This is a genomic window from Promicromonospora sukumoe 327MFSha3.1 (assembly GCF_000385135.1).
Classification (GTDB): Bacteria; Actinomycetota; Actinomycetes; order Actinomycetales; family Cellulomonadaceae; genus Promicromonospora; species Promicromonospora sukumoe_B.
In genome coordinates, this window is sequence record NZ_ARQM01000009.1 from 1 (window position 1) to 1,240 (window position 1,240).

A 1,240-nucleotide genomic window follows, 5' to 3' on the forward strand; every position below is an offset into this window, starting at 1 on the left:
GGGGAGGGCCGCAGAGACCAGGGAGAAGCGACTGTTTACTAAAAACACAGGTCCGTGCGAAGTCGCAAGACGATGTATACGGACTGACGCCTGCCCGGTGCTGGAAGGTTAAGAGGACGGGTTAGCTTCGGCGAAGCCCAGAATTTAAGCCCCAGTAAACGGCGGTGGTAACTATAACCATCCTAAGGTAGCGAAATTCCTTGTCGGGTAAGTTCCGACCTGCACGAATGGCGTAACGACTTCTCCGCTGTCTCAACCGCGAACTCGGCGAAATTGCACTACGAGTAAAGATGCTCGTTACGCGCAGCAGGACGGAAAGACCCCGGGACCTTTACTATAGCTTGGTATTGGTGTTCGGTGCGGTTTGTGTAGGATAGGTGGGAGACTGTGAAGCTCGGGCGCCAGCTCGGGTGGAGTCATTGTTGAAATACCACTCTGATCGCTTCGGATGTCTAACCTCGGTCCGTGATCCGGATCAGGGACAGTGCCTGGTGGGTAGTTTAACTGGGGCGGTTGCCTCCTAAAATGTAACGGAGGCGCTCAAAGGTTCCCTCAGCCTGGTTGGTAATCAGGTGTCGAGTGCAAGTGCACAAGGGAGCTTGACTGTGAGACCGACAGGTCGAGCAGGGACGAAAGTCGGAACTAGTGATCCGGCGGTGGCTTGTGGAAGCGCCGTCGCTCAACGGATAAAAGGTACCCCGGGGATAACAGGCTGATCTTGCCCAAGAGTCCATATCGACGGCATGGTTTGGCACCTCGATGTCGGCTCGTCGCATCCTGGGGCTGGAGTAGGTCCCAAGGGTTGGGCTGTTCGCCCATTAAAGCGGTACGCGAGCTGGGTTTAGAACGTCGTGAGACAGTTCGGTCCCTATCCGCTGCGCGCGTAGGAAACTTGAGAAGGGCTGTCCCTAGTACGAGAGGACCGGGACGGACGAACCTCTGGTGTGCCAGTTGTTCCGCCAGGAGCATGGCTGGTTGGCTACGTTCGGAAGGGATAACCGCTGAAAGCATCTAAGCGGGAAGCCTGCTTCGAGATGAGGTTTCCATACACCTTGTGTGTGAGAGGCACCCAGCAGACCACTGGGTTGATAGGCCGGATGTGGAAGCAGGGACTGAAGACCTGTGGAGCTGACCGGTACTAACCTGCCGATAACTTCACAACCACACTCACCGTGTTAAAAGAGATTCTTTGTTGTGCTACGCGTCCACTATGCGGTTCCCGAGTCACGGGCACCAACCC

The 1,240-nt window shown here is 56.0% G+C and carries 1 rRNA gene; it reads left to right on the plus strand.

The window, feature by feature from the left end:
* A 23S ribosomal RNA gene (locus H291_RS0103650) occupies positions 1–1,162 on the plus strand; the annotation flags it as partial.
* Positions 1,163–1,240: the final 78 nt, after the last annotated feature.